Origin of the sequence: Thermoanaerobacterium butyriciformans, from assembly GCF_017874545.1 — a bacterium.
GTDB lineage: Bacteria > Bacillota > Thermoanaerobacteria > Thermoanaerobacterales > Thermoanaerobacteraceae > Thermoanaerobacterium > Thermoanaerobacterium butyriciformans.
Map to the genome: position 1 here is coordinate 11,868 of NZ_JAGGLT010000009.1, position 22,813 is coordinate 34,680.

The 22,813-nt window shown below is 32.7% G+C and carries 16 protein-coding genes; all 16 read left to right on the forward strand.

Annotation, left to right across the window (positions count from 1 at the left end):
* Positions 1-24: 24 nt before the first annotated feature.
* The 16 genes from J2Z80_RS05010 to J2Z80_RS05085 all read left to right on the forward strand — a co-directional run bounded on the left by J2Z80_RS05010 (position 25) and on the right by J2Z80_RS05085 (position 22,389).
* Positions 25-1,476, forward strand: a complete 1,452-nt coding sequence (locus tag J2Z80_RS05010; protein ID WP_094045924.1) for a tagaturonate epimerase family protein — start codon at positions 25-27, stop codon at positions 1,474-1,476.
* Between the two features lie 18 nt (positions 1,477-1,494).
* Complete coding sequence (locus tag J2Z80_RS05015) at positions 1,495-2,472, forward strand: D-isomer specific 2-hydroxyacid dehydrogenase family protein (protein WP_094045922.1); 978 nt, start codon at positions 1,495-1,497, stop codon at positions 2,470-2,472.
* A gap of 18 nt (positions 2,473-2,490) precedes the next feature.
* The gene (locus tag J2Z80_RS05020; RefSeq protein WP_094045920.1) at positions 2,491-3,975 is read left to right on the forward strand and encodes a gluconokinase; all 1,485 of its coding nucleotides are present in this window, start codon (positions 2,491-2,493) and stop codon (positions 3,973-3,975) included.
* Positions 3,976-3,993: 18 nt separating this feature from the next.
* The gene (gndA, locus tag J2Z80_RS05025; RefSeq protein ID WP_209453411.1) at positions 3,994-5,400 is read left to right on the forward strand and encodes an NADP-dependent phosphogluconate dehydrogenase; all 1,407 of its coding nucleotides are present in this window, start codon (positions 3,994-3,996) and stop codon (positions 5,398-5,400) included.
* Positions 5,401-5,433: 33 nt separating this feature from the next.
* Complete coding sequence (locus J2Z80_RS05030) at positions 5,434-7,050, forward strand: mannitol dehydrogenase family protein (RefSeq protein ID WP_209453412.1); 1,617 nt, start codon at positions 5,434-5,436, stop codon at positions 7,048-7,050.
* A 110-nt stretch (positions 7,051-7,160) separates the two neighbouring features.
* Complete coding sequence (locus tag J2Z80_RS05035) at positions 7,161-7,385, forward strand: DUF2281 domain-containing protein (protein WP_209453413.1); 225 nt, start codon at positions 7,161-7,163, stop codon at positions 7,383-7,385.
* The gene (locus J2Z80_RS05040; protein WP_209453414.1) at positions 7,378-7,641 is read left to right on the forward strand and encodes a type II toxin-antitoxin system RelE family toxin; all 264 of its coding nucleotides are present in this window, start codon (positions 7,378-7,380) and stop codon (positions 7,639-7,641) included. Before J2Z80_RS05035 ends, J2Z80_RS05040 begins: the two co-directional genes overlap by 8 nt.
* 29 nt (positions 7,642-7,670) lie before the next feature.
* On the forward strand, positions 7,671-8,672 hold the full coding sequence (locus tag J2Z80_RS05045) for a LacI family DNA-binding transcriptional regulator (RefSeq protein ID WP_432422705.1): 1,002 nt from the start codon (positions 7,671-7,673) through the stop codon (positions 8,670-8,672).
* Positions 8,673-8,769: 97 nt separating this feature from the next.
* Complete coding sequence (gene kduI, locus J2Z80_RS05050; protein ID WP_094045912.1) at positions 8,770-9,600, forward strand: 5-dehydro-4-deoxy-D-glucuronate isomerase; 831 nt, start codon at positions 8,770-8,772, stop codon at positions 9,598-9,600.
* A gap of 16 nt (positions 9,601-9,616) precedes the next feature.
* Positions 9,617-10,396: a 2-dehydro-3-deoxy-D-gluconate 5-dehydrogenase KduD gene (gene kduD, locus J2Z80_RS05055; RefSeq protein ID WP_209453416.1), complete on the forward strand. Its 780-nt coding sequence runs from the start codon at positions 9,617-9,619 to the stop codon at positions 10,394-10,396.
* Between the two features lie 428 nt (positions 10,397-10,824).
* Positions 10,825-15,894 (forward strand): S-layer homology domain-containing protein, encoded by a 5,070-nt coding sequence (locus J2Z80_RS05060; protein WP_209453417.1) that lies wholly within the window; start codon positions 10,825-10,827, stop codon positions 15,892-15,894.
* A 155-nt stretch (positions 15,895-16,049) separates the two neighbouring features.
* Complete coding sequence (locus tag J2Z80_RS05065; protein ID WP_209453418.1) at positions 16,050-17,372, forward strand: ABC transporter substrate-binding protein; 1,323 nt, start codon at positions 16,050-16,052, stop codon at positions 17,370-17,372.
* A gap of 113 nt (positions 17,373-17,485) precedes the next feature.
* Positions 17,486-18,424, forward strand: coding sequence for a carbohydrate ABC transporter permease (locus J2Z80_RS05070; protein ID WP_094045906.1), 939 nt, complete (start codon positions 17,486-17,488; stop codon positions 18,422-18,424).
* Between the two features lie 51 nt (positions 18,425-18,475).
* Positions 18,476-19,330 (forward strand): carbohydrate ABC transporter permease, encoded by an 855-nt coding sequence (locus J2Z80_RS05075; protein WP_094045904.1) that lies wholly within the window; start codon positions 18,476-18,478, stop codon positions 19,328-19,330.
* A gap of 61 nt (positions 19,331-19,391) precedes the next feature.
* Positions 19,392-21,161 carry a glycoside hydrolase family 2 protein gene (locus J2Z80_RS05080; RefSeq protein ID WP_094045902.1) on the forward strand — a complete coding sequence of 590 codons (1,770 nt, stop codon included), beginning with the start codon at positions 19,392-19,394 and terminating at the stop codon, positions 21,159-21,161.
* A gap of 34 nt (positions 21,162-21,195) precedes the next feature.
* Positions 21,196-22,389: a glycoside hydrolase family 88 protein gene (locus J2Z80_RS05085; RefSeq protein WP_209453419.1), complete on the forward strand. Its 1,194-nt coding sequence runs from the start codon at positions 21,196-21,198 to the stop codon at positions 22,387-22,389.
* Positions 22,390-22,813 lie beyond the last annotated feature (424 nt).

Here is a 22,813-nt window from a genome sequence, read left to right on the forward strand (position 1 = left end):
CGTGTTTGAAAGGAGAGAAGAGAAATGATAGGGAATGTTTTGTCCACGTTGGAAGAGAATGGATTTAAAGTTTACCCTGATTCTCTGATGAAACTTGGAGAAAATATATATATATTCGTCGTTAAAAGGCAAAATGAAAAAATGGTCGGCATTCTGTCTTCTAGCGATGTAAAACTTAATGGGGCATATTTTTCTGAAGATAAAAATGTCAGTGATAAGTTGCGTTTAAACATATATCCATTTACTTTTGAAAATTACGTTACATTAAATGGCAAATTTCATATAGGGCCTACAGTTTGCAGAGGAAATTCCTCATTTGGAACAGGTGATAGACTCGGACTTGTGACAGCAGCTCAATTAACCGCATTAAAAAAATACGATGTTTTTCCAATATTAGCACAGCAATCTCCAAGAGAGCTTATAAAGACAAATAGAGATTTTAAAGACGTTCTTTTAAAGGTGGTGCTGGGGGTATTAGAGACAGGATATATAGGACATTTTGGCGCAGATGCAGATCATATCAAGGACGAATATTATTTATTGGAAGGTATAAATGCAGGATATACAATGTACACATTGGACTTAAGCGAACAGCTAATTGATATCAGCAGTTTAAATCCATCAGAGATGAGAAACAAAGCTCAAGAATTATCTCAGGTAAGCAAAGACATAATTAAAGATTTTAGCGGTAAAAAATTAGACATAATTTCAGATAGCGGATATGTTGTATCAGAAGAGGAACTCTATAAATCGGCGGTTGCTTATGAAAATGCTATGAAGTTTGTGGATAAAGTAAATAACATTTTAAAAGAAAAATTAAGTGATTTTGATATGGAGATATCTATAGATGAGGGTGGAAAGGTAACGACTTTGGAGGACCATTTGTATGTAGCAGAATATCTCCACAGAAACGGCATAGATTTCTTCAGCATAGCACCTAAATTTCCTGGGGAATTTGAAAAGGCTGTTGACTACATTGGAGATTTGGATGAATTTTTGTTAGAGCTCAAAAAACATTACCAGTTGTCAAGGATGATAGGCGGGTACAAGATAAGCCTTCATTCAGGAAGCGATAAGTTCAGCATTTACAGGATATTTAGCGATATTACTGAGAAAAATTTTCATATAAAGACATCAGGTACAAGTTGGCTGCAGGCTATAAATTTAATATACGATTATGACAAAGAATTTTACAGGGAACTCTATAAAATCGCTCTTGAAAACCTGGAGGAAAGCAAAAAGTCTTATAAAGTTCTAATTAAGAAAGAAGATTTTGGTAAAGAACCAGAACTTAATAACCCGAAATTTATTTTAAAACCTGAGATAAAACAGCTTTTCCATATATCCTTTGGAGTTTTGCTGGATTTAAAGAGAAAAGAAATTGTAGATTTTCTGAATAAATATGAAGAAGAGCATTATAAAATGGTTTCTAAGAACATAGATAACCATTTGAAAGAAATATTCTATAAAAATTAATCTTAGGAGGAGAAACTAATGAGTGTAAAGATAGCTATTGTAAATTCCAGTAGTTTCGGGAGAAATTTTCCTGAGCATTTAGAAAAACTGAAATCCTTTGGAGAAGTTGATAGGTTTCAATTTCCATACGATATGAGAGGCAAAGAATTGGCTCACGAACTTATGGGATACTCAATCATCATAGCCAGTGTGAAGCCGTACTATGACAAGGAGTTTTTCCAGTATAAAGACAAGACGCTTCTTATTACAAGGCATGGCATAGGATACGACAACATTGATATAAAAAGCGCTCAAGAAAAAGGGACATACGTTACAAAGGTTGACGGATACGTTGAAAGAGAAGCTGTTGCAGAATCAGCAGTTACATTACTTCTTGATGTGATTAGAAAAGTAAGAGCAGCTTCATTAAAAGTAAAAGAAGGCAAATGGAGTGAAAGAGCTAGCTTCATGGGGTGCGAGATAAGAGATAAAGTTGTAGGTATAATTGGCATCGGCAATATTGGAAGCAGGGTTTGTGAAATATTGAAATATGGATTTAATGCTAAAGTTATAGCATACGATCCGTATCTGGCACCGGGTTTAATAAGAGAAAGAGGAGCAGAACCGGTAAAGACTTTAGAAGAGCTTCTCAAGACGGCAGACATGATATCTTTAAATGCATCGTTAAATGCAGGAAATTACCACATGCTATCTAAAAAAGAATTTTCAATAATGAAAAAAGGCGTTTATATTGTTGATACGGCTAGAGGAGAGCTTATAGACCAGGATGCCTTAATAAAAGCTCTTGATGATGGAATTGTTGCCGGTGTAGGCATGGATGTTGTTGAAAATGAACCTATTGATGAGAATCATCCGCTTTTAGCGTATGAAAATGTCATTATCACGCCACATATTTCTGCATACACTAGAGAATGTTTAAAAGGAATGGGAGACAAAGTCGTTTCAGATGTGGAGAAAGTTTTAAATGGCGAAGTTCCTGATGGCGTGATAAAATGAGAATCGTGGAGGATTAATATGGAAGATAGGTTAGCTCTTTGTGTTGATATAGGTACGACTAATTTAAAAGCAGGCGTTGTAGATAAAGACGGAAATGTATTAAGCCTTTCTAGGTCTGAGATTCCGCTAGAGAGGGATAATAATGGAAAGGCTGAACATAATCCAGAAGTGCTTTTTGCAGCGTTTGTTAAGGCGGCAAAGGAAGCATCAAGGGGATTTGAAGGGAAAATTTCGCTGATAATACCATCGTCTTACATGTTTGGATTAGTTCCGGTTGATAATGATTTAAACCCATTGATGGGGATAATGACGCTTCTTGATTTAAGGGCAAAGGAAACTTATGAAGACCTGTTAAGCACAATTGATGTAAATGAAGCGTACAAAAGGACAGGCTTTGCACCTACATTTCATGCACCTTTATTTAAGATTTTTTGGTTAAAACAAAGGAGAAGAGAAGTATTTGATAAAGCCAAGTATTTTTTAAGCTCAAAAGATTATATAATATCAAAGCTGCTTGATAAGCCGTATACAGAACCAAGCATATCATCCGCTACAGGTCTTATGAATATTAATACACTTAAATGGGACAGTTATTCGCTTAATGCTTTGGGAATAGATGAAAGCAGGTTACCTGAGATAGTGCCGTCAGATGGAATTTTGGCTGAGTTGCCACAAAAATCAAAAGAGCTTTTGGGTTTGGAAGGAGATGTAAAACTTCTTCCTGGTGTTTATGATGGTGGGGCAGTAGGTATAGGCATCGGAGCATTTGAAGAAGGTGTTGGCGCGATAAATATAGGCACTACTGGAATGTTTAGAGTAGCTTATCCTGAAGCTATACTGGATAAAGAAGACTCAATGAGGCTTCAAACGTATTACCTTTCATCAGGAAAATGGTTTGTCGGTGCAGCCATAAACAATGCAGGGATAATTTTAAGGTGGTTAAGAGACAATATTTTTAATGTAAGTTATGATGAACTGACAAATGAGGCTTTAAAGGTAGATACATCAAATCTCTTTTTCTTGCCGTATATCACAGGAGAGAGAGATAAGGAAATTGGGAATATTGCATCAGGTGTATATTTTGGGCTGAAAAACAATCACAATAAAGGGCATATGATCAAGGCTGGAATGGAAGGTGTTGCGTACTCTTTAAGGATGCTTTATGAAGCAGTCAAGGACAACAACGTTGAAGTTAAAGAGATAAGGGCAGGAGGAGGTGGTACGAACTCTGATTTATGGATGGACATATTTTCATCTGTATTAGGCCTGCCTATAAAGGTATCTAATGTAGAAGAGCCTGAGCTTTTAGGTTCAGCATTGCTTGGCTTCTATTCACTAGGGATATATAAAGACCTTGATGAGGCGACAAAGAAAATGGTAAAAATAAAAAATGTTTATGTGCCTCAAGATGAAAAAATAAGGCAGTATGACAAGGGATTTCAATTTTTTAAGTTGATGACAAAGGATTTAAAGAACCTATTTGAGGTTCACAGTAAATTATAAAAGATGGAGGTTAATAAGATGAACAACATTGGATTAATTGGACTAGCCGTAATGGGACAAAATCTAGCTTTAAATATTGCAAGAAAGGGCTATAGCCTGTCAGGCTACAATAGATCTCGTCAAAAGACTGATGAATTTATAAATGAAAAGGTGAAAGACGAAAAGATTTATCCATACTACGATATTAAATCATTCGTAGAGTCTTTGGAAAAGCCAAGAAAAATAATCCTCATGGTTAAGGCTGGTAAGCCTGTTGACGATGTCATACAAGAACTTTTACCGTATCTAGACAAAGGGGATTTAATAATAGATGGTGGCAATTCATACTTTAAAGACACAAACAGGAGAATTGAAGAACTGAAAGCAAAGGGAATATATTATTTAGGTATGGGTGTTTCTGGCGGCGAATACGGTGCACTGCATGGACCGTCGTTGATGCCTGGTGGAACAAAAGAGGCTTATGACATGGTAAATGAATTGCTTCTTAAAATAGCTGCCCAAACAGAATCTGGCCCATGCTGCACATATGTTGGCAATTATTCTGCCGGACATTTTGTAAAGATGGTTCATAATGGAATAGAATATGCTATAATGCAGTCAATATCAGAAGTATACGACGTGATGAGGAAGGTTTTGAAGCTTTCCAGTGAAGAAATTGGCAATATATTTGAAGAATGGAATAAAGGTGAGCTTAATTCATATTTGATGGAAATATCGTATAAAATCATGAAGCATAAAGACGAAAAGACGGGAAGGCCACTTGTAGAGCTTATTCTAGATGAAGCAGAACAAAAGGGTACAGGTAAGTGGACGGCAGAGACGTCTCTTGACTTGGGAATTCCTACACCATCATTAAATCTTGCAGTTGTTGGAAGAGCATTGTCTTTCTTTAAAGAAGAAAGAACTAAGATTTCAAAGAGAGTACAGAGAAATTATCCTACAGGCAATTTAAACAGAGATGAAATAATTGAGGATTTAAAGAATTCGCTGCTTTTTGCTGTATTTGCCTCCTTTTCACAAGGGCTTTGGCTTATATCTGAAGCATCAAAGGTGTACAACTACAATATAGATCTTTCTGAAGTCTTAAGAATTTGGAAAGGTGGATGCATTATAAGGGCCAGAATTTTAGATTTCTTAAGAGAAATCCTCTCTGATGACAAAACAAATATCAACTTGTTAAACAGTCAAAAGTCTATAAGCTATTTGGAAGAAAAATTAGAATCTATAAAGAAAGTGACAAAACTGGCTAAAGATTTCTACATCCCGACGCTTACGATTAATTCTTCGCTAGATTATTTCTTTAGCATGTCAGAAGCAAATCTTCCTGCAAACTTAATACAAGGACAGAGGGACTTCTTCGGTGCACATACTTATAGAAGAATTGATATGGAAGGCATTTTCCATACAGAGTGGGAGCAAGATTAACAATATAAAATTTTGAGTAGGGAGAGAATTGGGATGAAATTAAAAATACATGAATTAAAAGATCCTAAGAAATGGGAAGAGATGGGGATAAAGCTTCCGCAGTTTGATATAGATAAGGTAATAGACGAAACAAAGAAGAATCCAAGATGGATTCACTTTGGAGCAGGCAATATATTTAGAGGATTTATAGCAATGCTGCAGCAAACACTTCTGAATAAAGGCTTGGCAGATTCAGGTATAATCGCAGTTGAATCGTACGATTTTGAAGTGCACGACAAGATATACGTGCCTTATGATAATTTAGGGCTACTAGTTATAATGAATTCCGATGGAACATTGGAAAAAGAAGTAGTAGGCAGCATAAGCGATATTTTGCTTGCAGATCCGTCGAACAAAGAAAATTGGGATAGATTGAATGAAATATTCTCTAATCCTTCGCTTCAAATAGTAAGTATGACAATAACAGAAAAAGGCTACAATCTAAAAGATTTTGCAGGTAATTTTATAAAAGAAGTCATGGAAGACATTGAAGCAGGACCGGAGAATCCTAAGAATGTCGTGTCAAAGCTTGTATCTCTTGTTTACTCTAGGTATAAAAAGGGAGAGTATCCTCTCGCACTTGTCAGCCTAGACAATTTCTCTGGCAATGGTGAAAGGCTTCACAGTGCTGTAATGACAATTGCCGAGGAATGGGCAAATAAAGGATTTGTAGACAAGGGATTTACTCAATATTTAAATGATCCGTCAAAGATTTCTTTCCCGCTTACGATGATAGACAAGATAGTTCCAAGGCCACATGAATTAGTAAAAAAATCATTAGAGGAAAAAGGCTTAGAAGATATGAACATAATCAAGACATCTAAAAATACAGTAATTGCTCCATTTGTAAATGCTGAAAAAGCTCAATACTTGGTTATAGAAGATAAATTTCCCAATGGGCGCATGAAACTTGAAGAGGCAGGAGTCCTTTTGACCGACAAAGAGACAGTTGAAAAAGTCGAGAGAATGAAAGTCACAACATGCTTAAATCCGCTTCATACAGCATTAGCTATATACGGATGCTTATTAGATTATAGAACAATAGCAGATGAAATGAAGGATGATTGTTTAAGAAAGCTGGTTGAAAAAATTGGCTATGTTGAAGGGATGCCTGTTGTCATAAATCCAAAAGTACTTGATCCGGAAGAATTTATAAAAGAAGTAATCGAAGTAAGGCTTCCGAACCCGTACATGCCGGATACGCCACAGAGAATCGCAACAGATACATCACAAAAGATGGGAATCAGGTTTGGGGAGACGATTAAATCGTATATTCATAGAAGCGATCTTGAAGTAAATGACTTAAAATTTATACCATTAGTCATAGCAGGTTGGTGCAGATATCTGATGGGGATTGATGATGAAGGAAATCATATGGATTTAAGTCCAGATCCGCTTTTAAATGATTTAAAATCTCACGTATCAAATATCAGGCTTGGCGATGTTGACTCCGTAAAAGACAACTTAAGGCCCATTCTTTCAAACAAAGAAATATTTGGACTTGACTTGTATGAGGTTGGCTTGGGAGAAAAGGTAGAAAGCTACTTTAAAGAATTGATTTCTGGTACTGGTGCAGTAAGAAGCACACTTAAAAAATACCTTGAATGCTAAATATAAAATGAAATTAGAGAGTGCAGAGGAAAATTTCCTTTGCACTTTTTATTTTTATAAAAATAAATTATAATAAAAGAAAAAAATAATAATAACGGTGGTGTTGAAAAATGGATAATACTTTAAAAAAGAAAGTACTGGACATTATTGAAGAGTTACCTGAGGATAAGATCGTAGAAGTAATTGATTTTATGGAATTTTTAAAATTAAAAGATGAAGCAGAAGATGATGAAATACTTAATGATAAAGAATTGATGGAATCTATAGAAAGAGGATTAAAAGATATAGAGAACGGTAATGTATATGACTTTGAGGACGTGTTTAAAGATGTATAAGATTCAACTTTCAAAAGAAGCCGTTAAATGTATTGAAAAATATAATAAAAAAACAAAGGAAAGAATTAAGAATTGTATAGAGAAAATATCACTTTCACCGTATGGTGGGAAAAACATAAAGAAACTTAAAGGTATGTCTTGTCAATTATACAGGTACAGATTAGGCGATATAAGAATTATTTATACGATCAAAGAGGAAAAAGCATTAGTTATAGTGGTTACAGTAGGGCATCGCGGTGATGTTTATAAAAAGTAAAATGATTAGTTACATCATTAGAAAAAAGGGTGATTATTTTGGTCAACATAAGAGATGTGGCTAGATACTGCGGTGTGTCAGCCATGACTGTATCGAGAGCATTGAATAATAGCAATCAGATATCACAAGCTACAAAAGAAAAAATACTGAAAGCTTGTGAAGAACTAGGATACAGGCCTAATTTTGCAGCTAGAAGCTTGGTGACAAAAAAGACTAACATGGTAGGCCTTATTATACCAGATATTACAAATCAATATTATTCACACGTAAGCAAAGGTGTAAGCTCATATCTGAGTTTACAAGGTTATGGACTTTTGCTGTGCAACAGCGATAGAAGAAAAGATGATGAGATAAGATATTTGAATTTTCTTTCGGAAGGAAGAGTTGATGGAATAATTATTTTGCCTGTGCAGCCAAGGAAAGAAGACTATGAAGGTATAGCGAAGGAAATACCATTTGTGATGGCAGATAATTACGCGGAAGGGCTTGATGTAAGCTTTGTTGGCACTGACAACTATCATGGAGCATCAGAAATTATAAGTCACATGATAAAACAAGGATTTAAAAGGATTGGAGTTATATTGGGTCATAGCAGTTCTAGTGCATCTAATGAAAGGTTTAAAGCTTATAAAGATGTTTTGAAGAAAAATAATATTGAACTCGATAATGAAATTGTTTTAAATAGCAATGCTACATTTGAAGATGGCTTCAATTTGGCAAAAGTGCTTATTGAGAAGGGCGTTGATAGCATTTTTGCAATAAATGATACGGTGGCTTTAGGGGTTGTAAAATATTGTTATTTAAACAATATCAGGATACCTGAAGACATAGGAGTTGCCGGATATGACAATATTGAGCAATCATCAATGCTGCCTGTGCCATTGACGACGGTAGATCAAAATGGCAATCAACTGGGGAAAGTTGCAGCTGAAACTTTATTAAATCTATTAGCAGATGAAAGTACGGTACCAAAAAAAATTATACTTAAACCCAAATTGATTATCAGAAAATCTTTAGGAGAAAATATTTAGCGTTATTGACTATTCTCTAAATAAAGGTTATACTTAATTTAGAACATTTCGTTAACGGTAACACTCTGAAATGATAAATTAAGAGGAGGCTTTTAATATGGAAGTAAGGTATGCAAGTCATTATGAAGACGTTAAGCATTATGACACAACTGAGTTAAGAAAGCATTTTTTAATTGAAAATTTATTTACACCAGGTAAGCTTAATATGGTGTACAGTCATGTAGACAGGATAATCGTAGCAGGTGCTGTTCCGACAGATAAGCCACTATACTTAGAGGCAAGCAAAGAATTGGGCTCTAATTATTTTTTAGAAAGAAGAGAGATGGGAATAATTAATATAGGTGGAACAGGCATTGTGAATTTGGACGGTGAAAGGTATGAATTAAATAACAGCGATGGATTGTACGTGGGCATGGGCATAAAAGAAGTCAGCTTTGAAAGCTTAGACGCAAATAATCCAGCAAAATTCTATATAAATAGTGCGACTGCACACAAGAGTTATCCTACTGTAAAAATAGGCTTAAGTGAGGCTAACAAAGTAAAAGCCGGTACAGATGAAGAATGCAATAAAAGGACAATAAATCAATATGTACATCCTGCAGTATGTCAAAGCTGTCAATTAGTCATGGGTATGACGATATTAGAGCCTGGTAGCATATGGAATACGATGCCGTGCCATACCCACGATAGGAGAATGGAAGTTTATTTGTATTTCAATATGGACGAAGATAATGTAGTATTCCATTTCATGGGTACACCAAATGAGACGAGGCATATTGTTGTTAAAAATGAGCAAGCGGTTATATCACCAAGCTGGTCAATTCACTCAGGCGTAGGTACAAAGAATTACACATTTATTTGGGGAATGGTTGGAGAAAATCAGACGTTTACTGATATGGATGAAATACCTACAAAAGATCTGAGGTAAGAGAAGGAGGTAAAACATGTACAATATTACAGACTTTTCAATGGACTTTTTTAGACTAGATGGCAAAGTTGCCATAGTTACAGGTGGCAATACCGGATTAGGGCAAGGATATGCCGTTGCACTTGCGAAGGCAGGTGCTGACTTATTCATCGTTACTCATAATGACCGCTTTGATGAAACGAGGGAACTTATTGAAAAAGAAGGCCGAAAGGTAGAATTCTTCCAGACAGATTTATCGGTTAGAGAGAATATAAATGAAGTTGTAGACAAGTGTCTCGAATCTTTCGGCAAGATAGACGTGCTTGTCAATAATGCAGGGACAATAAGGAGGGCACCGCTTCTTGAGTACAAAGATGAAGATTGGAAAGCAGTTCTCGACATAAACTTAAATGCAGTATATTATTTAAGCCACGAGGTAGCAAAAGTTATGGTAAAGCAAGGCAGTGGCAAAATTATAAATATAGCTTCAATGCTTTCATTTCAAGGTGGAAAATTTGTTCCTCCATATACAGCATCAAAACACGGCGTAGCAGGTATAACAAAAGCTTTTGCTAATGAATTGGCTGACAAAAATATACAAGTAAATGCAATAGCACCGGGATATATTGAGACGAACAATACAGCTCCAATAAGGGCTGATGAAAATAGAAACGCAGAAATACTTTCAAGGATACCTGCAGGAAGGTGGGGGCATCCATTTGATGTGATGGGCGCTTTAGTATTTTTGGCAAGTAAAGCTTCAGACTACGTAAATGGACACGTATTGGCTGTCGATGGCGGCTGGCTTGTAAGATGATAGGAAAAAGGCATGGCAAAGTGCCGTGCCATTTTTTAATATACTTTATAAAAAAATTTAATTAACAATAAAAACATTAGAAGGATTTTTTAAATTTGTGTCGAATATATTAAATAATATAGTAATCAAGTTTTAATAGTATTAAATATAATTTATTTAAACAATAAAAAAGTAAATGTTGTTTGTTTACACAAAGGTATGGTATGTATATTAAATTAGAATATTTAATTAAGGTATAAAATGTATAAGATTATTTAAAAATGGCAGCTTTAAAATAAAAAATAAATATATTACAGTAAAAATTGATTATCATATATATATATATATATATAAGGGAGGTGGTACGAGATAAAATTTTTAATGTTAGTTGTAATCTAAGGTTGCAGAGTATATACTAGCAAATTATTTTGAGTGAAAGGAGTGATAAGATGAATTGCAAATTAGAAAAGACAGTATCGTATATAATGACAATAATATTTAGTATGACTTTTGTTTTCTTTAATGAGGCGTTTGCTATGACAAACAATAACAATGTCAATACTACAATAAGTTCAGCTGCTGATAATACAGACGTGCTTTTAGAAGATGATTTTCAAGAATGTGTTGCAGGTAGCAATAATGTTGTTGGCTGGAATTTAATAGGAGGTACTTGGACTGTTAAAGAAGATACGACGACAAATAACGTTTATCTTAGTAATAGCAGTAATAGCGAAGTATTTGCAATTGCTGGTGATACTTCTTGGACAGATTATTCAGTTGAAGCTGATGTTCAATTGAACGGAAATGGAACTGCATATCCAGGTATCTTAGCAAGATATACCGATAATACTCATTATTACATGTTTAGACTTGATCCTACAAATTTAAGCACATTAGAATTAAGCAAGAATATTGGTTCGACATCTGGAATTATATTGGCTTCAAAAAGTTTTCCTACCAGTGTTAATAAATGGTATAATCTAAAGATGGAATTAAGAGGGAATTCAATAAAATGTTATGTTGATGGTACTTTAGTTTTTGATGTTCAAGATAGTTCGTTGTCTTCTGGGAAAATAGGATTTCGGGCTAAATGGGGACCCATTTCTATTGATAATTTTGTAGTACGAGATTTAAGATATTTTTCGGATGATTTTGAAGGTACTTTTAGTACAGCATGGACTGTTGATTCAGGAAATTGGAGTGTTATTAAAGAAGTATATAATGAAATGAATTATGTATATCAACAAAATGATAATAGTGTTGAAGGAATTGTAATTAATAATAATACAAAAAATTTAGAAGATTATTCTGTTCAATCAGATTTTATGGTAATTACCCCTAACACAAAAGGTGGTATTATAGTTAGAGAACAAGACAAAAATAATTATTATTTATTTAGACTAAACTTAATAAATCCTCAACAAGCAGAACTAATAAAAGTTGCGAATGGCATTCCAATTTTATTAGGTAGTTATTCTTGCACTTTAGAATTATATAAATGGTATAAAATTAGAATAGAATTGATGGGTTCAAAAATATTATGCTATTTAAACGGTAATAAAGTTATTGAGGTGAAGGATACAACTTATGCGTCTGGTCCAATGGGACTTTGGACAGAGAGTGGTATAGCTGATTTTGATAATGTAGCTGTAGGTCCTATGACTGATACAACAAAAATACCAAAAATCGTCAATGTGGATGGTTCAAAAGAAGGTAGGACTTTTGAAGGCATTGGATTGGTATCAGCTAATGGTTCGTCGAGACTTTTGATGGATTATCCACCCGAGCAGCAACAGGACATTCTAAATCTATTATTTAAGCCTAATTATGGTGCTAGTTTACAACATTTAAAAGTAGAAATTGGTTCTGATGCTAATAGTTCGTCAGGAACAGAACCTTCACATATGAGAACGGAAAACGATTTTGATATAACAAGAGGAGCTGGTTTATGGTTAGCTAGTAAGGCAAAAGCTATAAATCCTGATATTTATCTCGATGCTTTAAGATGGGGTACACCAAGTTGGATTAAAACTGATGAGCAAAAACTTGAGTATTATTTGAAGTTTTTACAGGGTGCAAAAGATGTATGGGGATTAAACTTTGATTATTTAGGTGCTGATCAAAATGAAGGAAGTTTTGATTCTAATTGGGTGACTAATGTACTTAGACCAGGATTAGATTCGGCAGGTTTTTCTAATGTTAAGCTTGTTGCTGATGATTCTGTTAGTAATCCGTGGGGAATTGCATCAACGATTAAAAATAATCAAGCTTTGAAAAATGCTATTGATGTATTAAGTGCTCATTATACTTCTAATAGCACAACTGATGCACAGAATAGTGGAAAACCTCTTTGGTATAGTGAAGGAAGGCCTCAGATGAGAGCTTATTCACTAGAGGATCCAAATGGACCGCTTCAAGATATGGCAAAACAAATAATTTCTTCCTATGTTAACGGTAAAATGGTAAAATTTGAGATGCAACCGTTCTTCGAATCATATTACAATATAGTACCATACAATACAAAGGGAAACTTAATTGCTGATAAACCATGGTCTGGGTACTATGAAATACCTGTAGGATTTTGGATTACAGCACAGTTTACTCAGTTTATAAAACCTGGATGGATTTATTTAGATGATGGCTGTGCTTCTGATAGCAGATATAACTATTTAACTCTTAAAAAACCTGATAAGAGTGGGGATTATAGTATCATTATAGATAATGTAACTAGTGATCCGGAAACTTTCCAATTTAATCTTACAGGTGGGTTATCTAATGGGACTGTGCACGTGTGGAAAACTACAGAATATGTTCAATTTGAAAAGCAACAAGACATAATACCCACAGTTACAGATTCAAGTGTAACATTCACTGTAACAGTAGATCCATATTCTATTACCTCACTTACGACTACAACTGGACAACAAAAAGGACAACCTAAATATGCTATTCCACAAGATACAAATTTAGTACTTCCGTATGCTGATAACTTTGATAATTACCAATTAGGTAAAGAGCCTAAATATGCCACTGATGAGGGAGGAGCATTTGAGGTATCTAATGGAGGGGAAAATGGCAGTAAATGCCTTGAGCAGGTTATTACCGAACAAATTAAACCAATTGATTGGGGTTCAAGAACAACACCAGATCCTTATACAATATTAGGTGATCTAGAATGGTCAAATTATTCTGTTAGCTGTGATGTGAATCTTGAAAATCCACAAATGTCTGATCCTACAAAAGGATATGTTGCATTAGGCGGAAGGACTTCAGATGCGACTAGTAATACAGATATAGCGCAGTGTTATAATATAAAGCTAATGCAAAATGGAGATTGGGAATTAAGGAAAGGAATGAGTGTTTTAGAATCAGGAACATTAGCTGATTTTGATCCTTCTAAATGGTACAATTTAAAATTGTCTTTTGAATATAATAACATAAAAGCTTATATTAATGGGAAAATTGTGGCAGATTATAATGATACTATAGGTGCAATAATAAGTGGAAATGTGCTTTTAGGAAGTGGATATCATATTGCGAAATTTGATAATCTTGTTGTCGAACCTATCAGCGATACTATACCAATATATGTTAAAAGAATCGATGATTCAGATAGTAATATTTTATATCAAGGTAAATGGAATAAAACGGTGGATAGTTATACAAATTGGAATAGAACGTTAACGGTTTTTAATCCTAATACATCTGTAAATGATAATACATTAGGGAATGGTTTAAATCAATTTGAATATGTTGGAACTTGGAGTTATGGTTCTCAGAGTGGGGCGTATCAATCTGATAACCATTGGAGTAGTGTTATTGATTCATATTATCAAGTAAGATTTCAGGGAACACAAATAAGATTGTACGGCGCTTTAGATAAAGTTCATGGAATAGCTGGTGTGTCAATCGATGGTAGTCCTGAGACATTGGTAGATTTTTATAGTCCACAAAGAGTAGATCAGGCTTTGGTTTATACGAGTCCAGTACTAGAAGCTGGCACACATATACTTAAAGTAAGAGTTACAGGAACAAAAAATAATAATTCTACAGGAACAGTTATTACGGCAGATAGGGTTGATATAGTTGATAATACTCAAAGTCCTACAGAAAATTATTTGGAGTATTCTTTTTCGGGAACTGGCATAAATATTGTTGGTATTACTGGTACAACAACTGTTGAAGCGGATGTATATATTGATGGGCAGCTAAAAGATAGTATAAATGAAGTTCCAGATTTTCAAGGAACAAAAAAATTAATATACGGTATAAGCGGATTAGTACCGGAGAATCATATAATAAAATTTGTTCCAAAAACTCCAATAAGTGTAGACGCTTTAGAAATATATGGATTACCACCAATTAGTTATAGTAGAACAGGCGCCTCGACTACTACAAGTGGCAGTAGTAGCAATACAAGCAATACAATAGGTGTAGTCATAAAGAATGGTAACATTATTACATTGACGCTTGATGCAGGAAAAGCTAAAGACTTGATAGTAAATTCAAAAGACAAGGAAGTCGTATTTGACATAACCACAATAGGCCAAGGACAACAAAAAGTCGTACAGATTTCTAAAGACATTTTAGACACAAGTGCTGCTAATGGCAAAGAAATCGTCATAAAATCAGACAACGCATCGATAGCACTTACGAAAGACGCACTTAACCAAGACCAGATACAAAACGGTGTCAATGTATCTATAAAAGACAATGGAAAGCCTAATGTGACAAATTATGTGCCGCTTTCTAATGTAGTAGACATAACAATAAGTGGTAGCAGTGGAAATGTAGCATTGGTAAAGCCAGTGGAGGTAACACTGAACATATCAAAAGCTAACGATCCAAGAAAAGTAGCAGTTTACTACTACAACCCAACAAATCAATGGGAATATGTAGGCGGAAAAGTAGATGCGGCATCTGGAACAATAACATTCAATGCAACACACTTCTCACAATATGCGGCGTTTGAGTACGACAAGACATTTAATGACATAAAAGACAATTGGGCGAAAGACGTAATAGAAGTATTAGCATCAAGGCACATAGTAGAAGGAATGGCAGACACTCAGTATGAACCAAACAAGACAGTAACGAGAGCAGAATTCACAGCAATGATACTGAGGCTTCTAAACATAAAAGAAGAGCAATACAGTGGAGAATTTAGCGATGTAAAGAGTGGAGACTGGTATGCAAACGCAATAGAAGCAGCATACAAAGCAGGATTAATCGAAGGTGACGGAAAGAACGCAAGGCCCAATGACAGCATAACAAGAGAAGAGATGACAGCAATAGCCATAAGGGCATACGAGATGCTGACACAGTATAAAGAAGAAAACTTAGGTGCGACATCATTTAGCGATGACAAATCTATAAGCGACTGGGCAAGAAATGTAGTGGCAAATGCAGCGAAATTAGGAATAGTAAATGGAGAACCAAATAACGTATTTGCACCTAAAGGAAATGCCACAAGAGCAGAAGCAGCAGCTATCATATACGGCTTATTAGAGAAAATTTAATGTCAGTAAAAATTATAGATAAATTAAAACCAAAATGGTATAAAAAGCTTTTTTAGAATGATTTTTAGGAGATTAAAATATGTCTCCTAAAATTCAGATATATAAGGCAACAGAAGTTGCCGAGAATACTCTAAAATAAAAAGGAGGAGATTTAAATGAACAAATTATTTAAATTATTTTCTTTAATGTTAACTTTTGTGTTAATTCTATCAATGTTTTCTGGTTGTTCACAGTCAAACAAAAATACATCAACAAATAATTCAAATTCTCAAAATGTATCGAGTCAATCTAAAAAGACTACAATTAAATTTGTAGTTTGGGATTATTCTAAGGCTCCAGAATACAAAGACATAATAGATGCTTTTGAAAAGGAAAATCCAGATATCACAGTGGAACCAGTTGAAATTGCAGCAGCAAACTATGATCAAAAATTAACAGTTATGCTAGCTGGTGGAGATACTTCGGATGTAATTGCTGTAAAAGATATGCCTTCGTATTCAAATTATGTTTCAAAAAATCAAATTATATCGTTAGATGATTATATTAAAAATGACAATATTGATATGAAGCCCTATAATGGAATAGAAAATTCTTTAAGAATTGATGGAAAAATATATGGCTTGCCATATAGAAGTGATTTTTGGGTACTTTATTATAATAAAGATATATTTGATAAAGCCAAAGTACCATATCCATCAAATGACATGACTTGGGATCAATTTAGAGAATTAGCAAAAAAACTAACTAGCGGTTCAGGAAATAATCAGATTTGGGGAGCTTATATTCATACTTGGAAATCTGCTGTAATGGACTGGGCTGTAGCTGATAAAAAAGGTACTTTAGTTGATGGAAATTATGAATTTTTAAAACCTGCATACGATGTATTTCTTCCAATGCAGAATATAGATAAGTCGATAATGCCTTTAAGTGTGGCAAAAGCCTCAAATTCAAGTTATACTGGAGTATTTGAAACTGGTAAGGCTGCAATGCTTCCTATGGGAACATGGTTCATAGGTACATTATTGACGGACAAAAAGGCTGGAAATACTAATGTGAATTGGAGTATAGTTAAAGCGCCTCATTTCCCAGGTGGTAAAGCTGGTATGACTTTTGGTAATGTTACACCTGTTGCAATAAATAGTGCTTCAAAAAATAAAGATGCTGCGTGGAAATTTGTTAAATTTATGGGTTCAGAAGAAGCAGCAAAAATTTTGGCTAGACATGGAGTTATGCCGGCATATAGAACTGATGATGTAATGAATACTTATACAAATACAGAAGGTTTCCCATCAGACGGTAAGGATGCTTTAGTAACAGAGAGTGTTCAAATTGAATTTCCACCTGACAAAGATGGAGCAGCAATTGATCAAATGCTACAAGAAGAACATGAACTTATTATGATTGGTCAAAATTCTGTTGATAAAGGAATTGCTGAGATGAATAAGAGATTTAAAGAAATAAGAAATCAGAGCAAGTAGTTGTATTAATTAAAGTTAAACAATTAAATAGGGAGGTATAAATAAGAATGCCTTCCTATTTAATTTAAAATAAATATATTCACTAATAGAATAGAAAGAATGGAGTGAATCTGATGAGAAGTAAGTCTAGTTACGAGAGCAAAAATTTAACTAAGGATAAAAAGAAAAGACGAATTACTTTAGAAAGAAAAAATACATTAATTGCATACACTTTTATATTACCTAATTTTTTAGGCTTTTTAATATTTACATTTATCCCTGTAATTGTTTCAATATTGCTGAGTTTTATGGAATGGGATACAGCAAGTCCAATGAGGTTTGTTGGATTAAAGAATTTTATTATGTTACTAAAAGATGAGACATTTAAAATTTCTTTTTTTAACACTATTTATTATACAATAGCTACTGTTCCATTAACGATGGTGTGTTCTTTGGCACTTGCAGTATTATTAAACGAAGGAATTAAATTCAAAAAATTTTTTAGAGGGGCGGTTTTTTTCCCATATATTACATCTCTAGTTGCTGTTGCAGCAGTATGGAATATGCTTTTTCTTCCAACAATGGGCCCTATAAATGAATTTTTAAAAGCGATAGGAATTAGTAATCCACCTGGATGGTTATCTTCAACTAAGTGGGCTATGCCTGCTATTATAATAACAAGTGTATGGCGCAATATGGGATATTATATGGTATTATTTCTTGCAGGTTTGCAAGGTATACCAAAAGAATTATATGAAGCAGCAACAGTAGATGGTGCAACTTCGTGGCAAAAATTTAAAAATATTACATGGCCTATGCTTACTCCCACAACTTTTTTTGTCACTATTATGCTCACGATATCAAGTTTTAAAGTATTTGATTTAGTTTGGATAATGACTCAAGGTGGTCCTGGGCGTTCTACTAACGTATTGGTATATGATATTTATCAGGAAGCATTTTTAAATTTGAAATTTGGATACTCGTCAGCAATAGCAATGGTATTGTTTGCATTAGTATTAATAATAACAATAATTCAATTTAAAGGTGAGGAAAAATGGGTTAATTATATGTAAAATATGCAATCTATATTAAAAATATAAATTTATCTAAAAGGATGTGATTGTATGAAATTTAATGTTAATGCACTTGTCTCAAAGAATAATTTAAGTATCATTAAACAATTGATATTGTTTATAGTGATGGTTTTCTTATCATTTATAGTTTTGCTTCCTTTTTTCTGGATGTTATCTTCTTCATTAAAGTTGGACAATGAGGTTTTTTCTGTTCCAATACAATGGATTCCTAATAAATTAATATGGAGAAATTATATTGAAATATGGAAACAGATACCTTTCTTAACGTTTTTTAAAAATACTATTAAGTTAAGTGTAATAATTACATTTTTACAGGTGTTAACAAGTAGTTTTGCAGCATATGGATTTTCTAAAATGAGATTTAAAGGAAGGGATACTTTATTCTTGGCATATATAGCAACAATAGCAGTACCATGGCAAGTGTATATGGTTCCTCAGTTTATATTAATGAAAAAATTTGGATTAGCTGATACACATTTGTCGTTGATATTATTACAAACTTTTACAGCATTTGGAGTGTTTTTACTAAGACAGTTTTATCTTAGCATTCCTGAAGAACTTTCAGAAGCAGCTAGAATTGATGGTATGTCAGAGTATGGGATATATTTTAAAATAGTTTTGCCTTTATCAAAACCGGCTTTAGCTACTTTAACATTATTTACTTTTGTAAACACATGGAATGATTTTTTAGGGCCATTGATATACTTAAATTCTACAAATTTAAAGACAATACAACTTGGGTTGCAAATGTTCATATCTCAGTATACGGCACAATACGCGTTGATTATGGCGGCTTCAGTAGTTTCTATCGTACCATTGCTTATTGCATTTATTTTTACACAAAATTATTTTGTAGAAGGAATAGCAACTACTGGTTTGAAATAGATTAAGAGTTTAATTAAGATTAAAAATAAAGCTAACATTTACAGGAGGGGTAGATAATATTATGAGATCAAATAATTATGTTGAGAATATTCATGATGAAACTTATGAGAGAAAATTTAATATAAAATGTATAGATGAGAAAAATATGATTTATGATTCATTTAGAGATAAAGAATATTTAAATGGTGAATGGAATTTTCAAATTGATCCATATGATACATGCTTAAGATCAAAGTGGTATGAAGAAATTAAATATGATCAAAATGGAAACAAGATTCCAGTTGATTATGAATTTGATAAATGGGATACCATTAAAGTCCCTTCATGCTATAATACTCAAGATAAAGCTTATTTGTATTATGAGGGGCCTGTTATTTATACTCGAAGGTTTAATTACGAAAATAAAGGTGAAAACAGAGTTTTTATAAAATTTGGTGCAGTAAATTATACTGCAAAGATTTTTTTAAATAAAAATTATCTTGGTTATCATAATGGTGGTTCAACTCCATTTTATGTGGAAGTGACTGGATTATTAAATAAAGAAAATAGATTAATTGTTGTTGCTGATAATACAAGAAAGGAAGAATATGTTCCTAATAAAAATACTGATTGGTTTAATTATGGAGGTATATATAGAGATGTAGAATTAATAAGATTACCTAAAACATTTATTAAAGAATTTTTTATATTTTTAGAGCCTAGAAGTGGTTTTAAAAAAATAAATGTATATATCAAAGTGGATGGTGAAAAAACAGAAGGGCAAGCAATCATTAAAATAGATGAACTCAATATTTATGAAAAAATCAATATTACTAATTGTGAAGGATATTTATCATTTGAAGCAAAACCTGAATTATGGTCTCCAAATAATCCTAAATTATATGATGTAGAAGTTTTTTTTGAAAATGATTCTATAAAAGATAAAGTTGGTTTTAGGGAAATTATTACATCAGGAACAGATGTATATTTAAATGGAGAAAAAATTTATTTAAAAGGTGTAAGCTGTCATGAAGAAAGTGTAAAAAATGGAAAAGCGATTTCAGATGAAGAGATAATTGAGAATTTTAAAATAGCTAAAGAAATGAATTGCAATTTTATGAGACTTGCACATTATCCACATACGGAAAAAGCTGCCAGATTGGCTGATGAATTAGGTATACTATTATGGGAAGAGATTCCTGTTTATTGGGCTATTGATTTTAGTAACGACAAGACATTTAATGATGCTAAAAATCAATTAACAGAATTAATTAAGAGAGATAGAAATAGAGCAAGTGTTATTATATGGTCTATAGGTAATGAAAATAATGATTCTGATGAAAGATTAAATTTTATGAGTTTACTTGTAGAAGAAGCTAGAAAATTAGACAGAACGAGACTCATTTCTGCTGCGTGTTTAATTGATAATTGTAATCTGGTTATAAATGATAGGCTAGAACAATATCTTGACATAATTGGAATAAATGAATATTATGGTTGGTATGATCCTGATTTAAATAAATTAGAAAAAATTTTTAAAAATTCAAATATTAAAAAACCTGTAATAATAAGTGAATTTGGTGCTGATGCAAAAGCTGGTGAAAGAGGAACAGTAAACGATATGGGAACTGAAGAGTATCAACTTAGTATTTATAAACAACAGATATCTTTAATCAGTAAAATAAATTATATTTGCGGTATGAGTCCATGGATTCTCTACGATTTCAGATGTCCAAGAAGAACAAATAATTTCCAAAAGATGTATAATATAAAAGGGTTATTATCTGCAGACAAAAAGTACAAAAAATTATCGTATTACTTTATGAAGAGTTTTTATGAAACATTGAATTAGAATAAGTATTTGATTATGGAAGGAAGGATAAACTATGGTTACTGAAATGGAGCATATAAATAATATAGAAAGATACTCGAAAAGACCAAATATAAATTTGGAACTAATATATGATCAGATTAATTTTGTATTAAAAAAAATTAATGATAACATTAAAGAGTTTGGAATTAAATTCCCTGAAGCAACGAGTAAAAATAAAAGATATGGAGTAACAGATAATGTAGATTGGACATCGTCTTTTTGGACAGGCATGTTATGGCTTGCTTATGAAGTTAGCGGTGACATAAAATATAAAAATGTTGCAAAGTCACATTTGGAAAGTTTTAAACAAAGAATAGAAAATAGATATTATACTGATACACATGATCTTGGTTTTTTATATACTCTTTCTTGTGTTGCAGCATATAAGTTAACGAAAAATTTTGAAGCAAAAGAAACTGCTATAGAAGCGGCTAATTTATTGTTAGATAGGTATTTTTCTGAAGTTGGAATAATACAAGCATGGGGTAAACTTGATGATCCAATTCAGCGTGGTAGAGTTATAATTGATAGTTCTATGAATTTGCCTTTATTATATTGGGCTTCTGATGTAACAAATGATAAAAAATATTATAATGCTGCGTATAATCATATTAGTAATTTAGCTAAATATAATGTACGCGATGATGGTTCGACATATCATAGTTATTTTATCAATGTAAGTACAGGAGAGCCAATCGGAGGTAAAACAGTTCAAGGATATTCAGATGATTCATGTTGGGCACGAGGTCAAGCATGGGGAATTTATGGATTTATTTTGAGTTATATTTATACGCGAGATTCCAAATTTCTCAAAATTTCTCAGGCAATAGCAAATTATTTTCTTAATAGATTACCGAATGATTATGTATGTTTTTGGGATCTTATATTTAATGACGAAATTTCTTTAAATGAAGAGAAAGATAGTTCAGCTGCAGCTATAGCAGCCTGTGGTTTATTAGAATTATCAAAAAACATTCCTTATGGTGATCCTTATAAAGATATATATGAAAATTCAGCATTAAGAATTTTAAAGTCTTTAATTGATGATTATACATCAAAAGAATGTCCAGAATCAAATGGTCTTTTATTGCATGCTGTTTATTCAAAGCCAGATAAAAAAGGAATTGATGAATGCTGTATATGGGGTGACTATTTTTATTTTGAAGCTTTAATTAGACTAATAAAGAATTGGGAAATGTATTGGTAAAAAGTTTTTTGTATAATTTTTATATAATAAGATATTTTTTAATTATCAGATATCCAATTTTAACTTTTGATTAGTTAATCTTTATTATTAATGGAAGTAAGTTAACTTCCATATTTTGTTATATATTATTAGAATATTTTTTAATATGAATTATGATAAAAAAAACAAAATTAGAATAAAAATTATAGAAGGATTTTTTAAATTTATGTCGAATATAAATAACAAAGAGTTAATTCAAATAAATAAAAAAGTTCTATATAAACAACCGTGATACAATATAAATAATAGAAATTTTAGCAATTTATTTATTTTATTATAAGATGAATTTAAAATATTTTAATTATCTTTGCTATGAAATAAAATACTATTTAATTAATACGAAGTCTATGCAAAATTACATTTTATTAATATACTTGAAGAAAAT